The sequence below is a fragment of the Actinacidiphila oryziradicis genome, assembly GCF_005047355.1.
GTDB classification, from domain to species: domain Bacteria; phylum Actinomycetota; class Actinomycetes; order Streptomycetales; family Streptomycetaceae; genus Actinacidiphila; species Actinacidiphila oryziradicis.
This window is the reverse complement of sequence record NZ_SUMC01000088.1, coordinates 22868-29620: the sequence shown is the minus strand read 5'-3', so window position 1 is coordinate 29620 and position 6753 is coordinate 22868. Positions and strand designations below refer to the sequence as shown.

Here is a 6753-nt window from a genome sequence, read left to right as displayed (position 1 = left end):
CCGCGAATCGGCCCTGCCGTGGCTGCTCGGCATCGCCGACCGCCTGCTGTCGAACACCAGGCGGCGGCTGCGGCGGGCCGAGGCGCTGCTACACCGGCTCGTCTCGCATGACGAGCCAGTGGGCGACCACGCGGACCGCGTCGCCGGCCTGGTCGACGACGCGCGTCGGATGTCGCAGATCCACCGGGCGCTGGCCCGGCTCCCGCGCCACGAACGCGAGGTCGTCGAGCTGTGCATGTGGTCGGGCCTGGATCAGCAGGCGGCCGCGGCGGCGCTGGGGGTGGCGGTCGGAACCGTGAAGTCCAGACTGCACCGGGCACGGCGCAGGCTGGGGGCCGACCTCGCCGGCGGACCCACGGTTGCGACGTCGTCCAGTTCGAAGAATCCCGTCACCGCGGAGGAGGTCGCACGATGAATGAAACGCAGGGTATCCCCGCGCCTCCCCCCGATCGTGATCTGCCGAACCACCGGCGGATCCGAGAGGACCTACTGATGAAGATCGATCCAGCGGACCAGCATACTTCGCTGTCGCGCAGGTGGGGACTGCCGCTGGGCGTCGCCGCCGGTGTCGCGGCGGTGAGCGTCGCGGCCGTGGCCGTCTTCGGCGGGGAGGGGGCCGCCAAGCCTGTCCTGGCCGCCAGCGGCGGAAACCCGACGAGCGCTGCCACGTCACCGAGTCCGAGCCCGACGCGGGTCTCCCCGTCGGCCGGGGCCGGCTCGGCGCCGTCCTCGGCCCGCGTGACCTCCCCCCCCGCCGCGTTCACAGTCACCAGCGCGACCACGACCCCGATCGACGCCGGGGCCGTCGCCAAGATCCTGGCCTCCTGCCTGGGATCGGACGCCTCGAAATACCACGCGGTGATCGCCGTCCGCACCCCTGTCGCCTCGCAGGACTGGGACGGCGCGGTCATCGCCGTCGACTCCGCCGACCAGTACGTGCAATGCGAGACCAAGGGCGACCGGGGCACCAGCCAGGCCGTCCCGCCGACGTTCATCAACAACCGCCTGTGGGGCACCGGTCACATCGTCGAGTACTTCGACTCCATCGGCGAGCCGGCCGGCCAAGGGCGGTATCTCTCGCTCGGTGCCGGGCACTACACATCGGACGTCGCCAAGATCACCATCAGCTACGGCGACAACCCGAAGCAGTATCCGGCGGTCATGGCGGGCGGCGCATTCTTCTACACGGCGGCCTTCTCCACCGGCACGTCTGCCACCAACCACTTCTCTGCGACGTCGGACCCGTACGTCCATGCCTACAACGCAGTCGGCAAGGAGATCTACAACCAGAAGAAGGACGCGCAGTTCACCGGCAACCACAAGTAAGCCGGCCTAACAACCTTTGGCCATCTACGAAGCTCTATCACCATCGACCTGGCATCGGGGTACATCAGTGGATGGACCTGCGGCTGAGCCGACCCGAGCTGTCAGAGGACGGGAAGCTCCCCAGCCTTGACCGCGGTCACGAACGCACCCCAATCAATTGATAACGGCCGTCTGACATTATGACGATCCGATAACTGAGGAAGACCTGTGGAGGGTTCACGTGCGCGACGGAACGCCAGGGCTTGGCCAATACGCCGCTGCCTCTGATCCCGGCGACCCTGGGGAGGGCCACGACCCTCACTCCGGCTCGGACAGCACATACACCTCGGAGCGGGGGGCGATACCGGGGCAGCGCCGCCGCCGTACGGACGAGTCCGGCGGGTCGGAGACGGTGCTGCCGTCCCACCGGCAGGGCGGTATGAGCGGGCAGGCCGCTACCGGCAACGGTCACCGCGGCGGCGGCCGGCGCAAGGCCCGGAGCCGTAAGAGCAAGATCCTCCGCTGGGTGGCGATCGTCACGTCGGTCGGGGTCTTGGGGGCCTCCGGTGCCGCGTACGGCTACTACCAGTACCTGTCCAGCAAGATCCGCAAGGGTGAACGCAGCAGCGGCGCGACGAATGTGGCGAAGACGAAGGCCAATGCGGCCGGCAAGACCGCGATGAACATCTTGATCCTGGGGTCGGACACACGCAACGGCTCCGGCGACGCAGCGCTCGGCGGAGCGGCGGACAGCGCCGGAGCCCGCGCCGACGTGATCATGATCGCTCACCTGTCGGCGGACCGCACCAACATGTCAGTGGTCAGCATCCCGCGCGATACCCGGGTCGACATACCCGCCTGCACCGATCCCAAGACACACCAGCAGTACGCGGCCAAAAACGACATCATCAATGCCTCGCTCGGGCGGGGCGGCCCAGGCTGCACGCTCGCCACCGTACAAAACCTCACCGGCGTCTACATCGACCACTGGCTGATGATCGACTTCGCCGGTGTGGTGAAAATGGCAGACGTCCTCGGTGGCGTCGCGGTCTGCGTCCAGCACAGTGTCTGGGACCGGCCCACCGCCTATATCAAACACGGCGGCTCGGGCTTGAAGCTCACCACGGGCACGCACATCATCCAGGGGAAGCAGGCGCTCCAGTGGTTGCGCACCCGCGATGCTTTCGGCAGCGACACAGGGCGAGCCCAGGCCCAGCACATGTACATGAATTCTCTGATCCGCACGCTGCGGAGCAAGAACTACTTCAGCAATCCGACGGAGCTCAACAGCATCGCGACCGCGGCGATGTCGGCCTTCGAGGTTTCCTCGGAGATCGGTTCACCGACGAAGCTGTACGACCTGGGAATGCAGCTCAAAACCATTCCGCCGGACCGGATCACGACGCTCACCATGCCTCACATCGCCGACCCGAAGGCCCCGGACGCCCACTACCTTCCGGACCCCACGGCCGCGCCCACGGTGTGGACGCTGCTGCGCAACGACGTGGCGATGGATCCCAACGTCAAGGCGAAGCCCACCACTTCACCGTCGGCGAAACCGGCTACGACTGCCCCGCAGGGGCCGTCGGCCGCGGCACCGAGCTCCATCACGGTCACGGTTGTCAACGGTACGGCGGGCACCGACACCGGCGTCGCGACCACGGGCCGCGCCCATGCTGTAGCGCAGACGCTGCAGACAGCCGGTTTCACCCAGGCCGCTGAAAGCCGGGAGGCCAAGCCCAGCCCCGGCACCACCCTCGTCTATCCGACCAGCAGCGGGGAACAGGGCAAGTCCAACGCACTCGCGGTGGCCAAGGCGCTGAAGATCCCTGCTGCCACGGTCAAGGCGTCCGCGGATACGCGGGCGATCACGCTGACCGTCGGGGCCGACTGGAAGACCGGCACGGACTTCAGCGCGACGCTGCCCAAGGCCGGTGCGGTCCCGGCCTCCGCGCAGGCAAGCAACGGCGCGGAAAAGGGCTGCATGCCCGTCGAGCCCATCTACCGCTGGGCAGGCTGAAGGCAGCGGGGCTGCGATGAACAGGGGGTGGTCTGTCCCTCGGCCGGTCTCTTCAAGGGGGCTGCCGAGGGAACGATCGGACCGTGCCTGACCGCACGCACACCCGGCAGGCTCCCGGCCGCTGCGGCATGGGCGGACACAAGGAAGGAACGGCGGGGCACCACCGCGCTGATCACGGGCGGAGGCAACGGCCTGGACGCCAGCTCTCGGTCGTCGCGGCGAGCCGCAGTCACTACGTTCCGGCGACTGGCTGAGTCGCGTGTCAGCCCCGCGGAACTGACGCTGCGGCTAGGCTGGAGGTTTCCTGCGGAGCCGTGCGGCTGGCAGCAACGATTGCCCAGGCGCGCCTCTGTGGGATGCTGACAACACTCCTAAGCCGCCCCTTACCCGCCTCCGGTGGCCGGACGCCTTTGGACGACGCAATACGAGGCAGCACAGGTCAACCAGCCGCATGTGCTCTGATCAGGCAGGACGTCATTCGGCAGCACGGCACGGCACCACGCAACATGATCGCTCACGGTCTCGTAATGCGTAGGTCTCGGGTTCGAATCCCGAAGGCGGCTCCATAGAGAACTCCAGGTCAGGCCTCTGACCTGGAGTTTTTTCTTTTTATTGACCATGGGAAGTGTGCGTGCGAGGGCTTTTCGACCTACGCACTCCGATGCGTAGGTCGATAGTTCACTCTATGGAGTTGCTTGTGGCGCCGTTGGGCGTAAATGCCCCTTGAGCTGGACTTTCTTCATGGCGGCGCGGCTGTCGAGGTGCGGCGGGCGGGCTTTCGGCTGGCCAGGGGAGCGCGAGGGGAGCGCATTGGTATTGACGCGCCATCAGTTATCGGTCTGGTGGTGCCCGGTAGCGGGTGGTTCTGGCTGTGCCGGCTGCCGTCTGCGTGGCGCGAACCAGCCCGGTACGTGCCAGTACAACGAGTCTGGTCGGGGAGTATTTGCGTTCGCCGTGCGTACTCGACTCAGTTGTCGACCTCAGCCAAGAGCCGTGATCTCTGGCCGTCGGTCATGCCGTCTCTCCACATGCCGCACGGGCGCAAGATGAGACGTTCCCCGCCGGCCTCCCCTCGTCCTGATGAGTCGAGGGCCCAAGTGCAGTGCTGGTTGATCCGCATGTGGGCGGTGCAGGCGACCGCCAGGACGTAGCGCACTACCCAGTCCGCGGTGGGATGCGCGGTGGCGCCCAGGATGCGGATGCGTCGCGTGGCGTGCTCGATGGCCGCGAAGACGTGCATGCGCGCCCCGGTCAGCATGCGGGTCTCGAAGAAGCCGCAGGCGAGCAGCGCGTCTGCCTGGCTGTGCAGGAAGTCTGCCCAGGTCGTGCTGTCGCGTTCCGGCGCGGGCGGGATGCCGTGCTCACGAAGGATCTCCCAGACGGTGGAGGCGGCGACCTTGATGCCCAGGGCTGCGAGTTCGCCGTGGATTCTGCGGTAGCCCCATGAGGCATTCTCGCGGGCCAGGCGCAGGACCAGGGCGCGGATCGAGCGGATCGTGGGCGGGCGTCCGCGTCGTTTCGGCAGGCACGTCGCAGCGTGACGCCGCTTGAGCAGGTCCCGGCGCCGGCGCAGGAGCGTGTCGGGGCGTACGAGCAGCAGGAGGTGCCGCAGTGGCTCGGTCACTTTCGCTGCTGGTTCTGCCCCGGCTGGCCTCAGCCCACCGCCTTCTTGACGAGCGCGCTGATGCGCTGTTCGTCGGCTGCGGTCAGCTCCTTCAGGGCGTAGGCGGTCGGCCACATGGCGCCGTCGTCGAGTGCCGCCTGGTCGCTGAAGCCGAGCGTGGCGTACCTCGACTTGAACTTCTGCGCGCTCTGGAAGTGGCAGAGGACCTTGCCGTCTCTGGCGTACGCGGGCATCCCGTACCAGAGCTTGGGCGTGAGGTCCGGAGCGGCGGTCTTGATGATGTCGTGGATCCGCTCGGCGAGGACCCGGTCCGCTTCCGGCATCTCGGCGATCTTCGCGAGCACGTCCCGCTCCGCTGCCGCTTCCTTCTCCACCCGGGACGAACCGCGCTGCGCCGCCGCCTTCTTCTGCTCCTGCGCGTGCTCTTTCATCGCGGCCCGCTCCTCGGCGGTGAATCCGTTGTACTGCTCAGAGGTCGTGCCGGAGTTCTCGGCGGACGACTTCGTGGACTGCATGGCAGGTTTCCTCTCGACGGGGATGAGGCGGGTCGGGGCGGGAGTGCGGGGCTGGGGTCAGGACAGTGCTGGCGCCGTGGACGGCGCGGGGGTGAGCGACCCGGCGGCCTCCCAGGCGAATCCGTCTGGGTCGGTGAAGGGGCCGGCGGTGCTGCCGAGGACGATGCGGTGCGAGCCGGTGCCGTCGGCGGGGACGCCGAGGTCCTTGGCCAGGCCGCGGTGCTTGTACAGCGCCAGCTTGACGGGGTCGGACTCGCCGGAGGTGAACTCGGCGTACTTGTCGCCGAAGCTTCTGGCCACGGTCAGGCCCTGGCCGACGTAGAACTGCTTGCTGGCCTTCACGTCTTCGACGCCGAGCAGGAGGACGATCTCGTCGATCTCGCGGGTGGCTGGGCCAGTGTCCTTCTTCGCCGAGGTCGCGACCTTCCAGATCGTCCCGTCCGGGGCCTGGACGACGCCGCCGTAGCCCCACAGCGACTTCTCGGCGGGTTTCAGCACTGTGGCGCCGGCGTCCAGGGCGGCGTCGACGAAGCTGTCGACGGTGGCCGGCCGGGACACCGTGAGCGCCAGGGTGAAGCCGCGGAATCCGGTGGAGTGTGCCTCGGACGCCCGCAGGCGGATGCGCGTGTCCACTCCGAAGGCGGTGTAGAAGCGGTGGGCAGCCTCGGGGTCGGCCACCTCAAGGATGACGGATGCGATGGACGTGTTGGATGCGGTGGAAGTGGTGATTGCCATGGCCATCACGCTAGGGGCTGCTCGGCGGCCGGGGCTTCTCGATTCCTGACCGGTCTTGTCACTTGCTTCGCCACACACGCCGGCATCCCCTCCACCGTGATCGCAGAGCCCGCATCGTGGGCTGCACGCACAGCATCAGCATGGTCGGCCGTCACATCCGCCGCCTGGCGTCGGAAGGCCCCGGGCGGCATGGCGACCAATTCGGTGAAGCGGGTGGTGAATGTGCCCAGCGACGCGCAGCCGACCGCGAAGCAGACCTCGGTGACGCTGAGGTCGCCCCGCCGCAGTAGCGCCGTCGCGCGCTCGATGCGACGCGTCATCAGGTACGAGTACGGCGACTCACCGTAGGCGGCCCGGAACTGTCGGCTGAGGTGCCCGGCGGACATGTTCACGTCGCGGGCGAGCGCCTCCACGTTCAGTGGCTGCGCGTATTCCCTGTCGATCCGGTCGCGGACGCGGCGCAGTCGCGCGAGATCGGTCAGGCGCTGCGCCTGGACGCGTGCACGCCGCCACTCGGGCTGACACATGAGAGCACTCCCCTTTTTTCATCTTCC

Annotated in this window: 6 protein-coding genes and 1 pseudogene; 3 read left to right on the top strand and 4 right to left on the bottom strand. The window is 67.9% G+C overall.

Annotated features, from left to right (window positions below):
• The 3 genes from FCI23_RS43320 to FCI23_RS43310 form a co-directional block, all read left to right on the top strand.
• Positions 1-415 (top strand): RNA polymerase sigma factor (locus tag FCI23_RS43320; RefSeq protein WP_136729551.1); only part of this gene is annotated, 415 nt, incomplete at its 5' end.
• Between the two features lie 77 nt (positions 416-492).
• Positions 493-1326: a hypothetical protein gene (locus FCI23_RS43315; protein WP_169317222.1), complete on the top strand. Its 834-nt coding sequence runs from the start codon at positions 493-495 to the stop codon at positions 1324-1326.
• A gap of 220 nt (positions 1327-1546) precedes the next feature.
• A complete protein-coding gene (locus tag FCI23_RS43310; RefSeq protein ID WP_246144627.1) occupies positions 1547-3325 on the top strand; it encodes an LCP family protein in 1779 nt (592 codons plus the stop codon).
• 1150 nt (positions 3326-4475) lie between these two features.
• Here FCI23_RS43310 and FCI23_RS43305 read toward each other — a convergent pair.
• From FCI23_RS43305 to FCI23_RS43290, 4 genes and pseudogenes are all read right to left on the bottom strand, one after another.
• Positions 4476-4982 (bottom strand): annotated as a pseudogene (locus FCI23_RS43305) (integrase); the annotation flags it as partial.
• Positions 4979-5464, bottom strand: a complete 486-nt coding sequence (locus tag FCI23_RS43300) for an iron chaperone (protein WP_136729549.1) — start codon at positions 5462-5464, stop codon at positions 4979-4981. The gene FCI23_RS43300 and the pseudogene FCI23_RS43305, both read right to left, overlap by 4 nt.
• A 57-nt stretch (positions 5465-5521) precedes the next feature.
• Complete coding sequence (locus tag FCI23_RS43295) at positions 5522-6205, bottom strand: VOC family protein (protein ID WP_136729548.1); 684 nt, start codon at positions 6203-6205, stop codon at positions 5522-5524.
• Positions 6205-6726: a helix-turn-helix transcriptional regulator gene (locus tag FCI23_RS43290; protein ID WP_136729547.1), complete on the bottom strand. Its 522-nt coding sequence runs from the start codon at positions 6724-6726 to the stop codon at positions 6205-6207. The genes FCI23_RS43295 and FCI23_RS43290 overlap by 1 nt, the downstream gene beginning before the upstream one ends.
• Positions 6727-6753 lie beyond the last annotated feature (27 nt).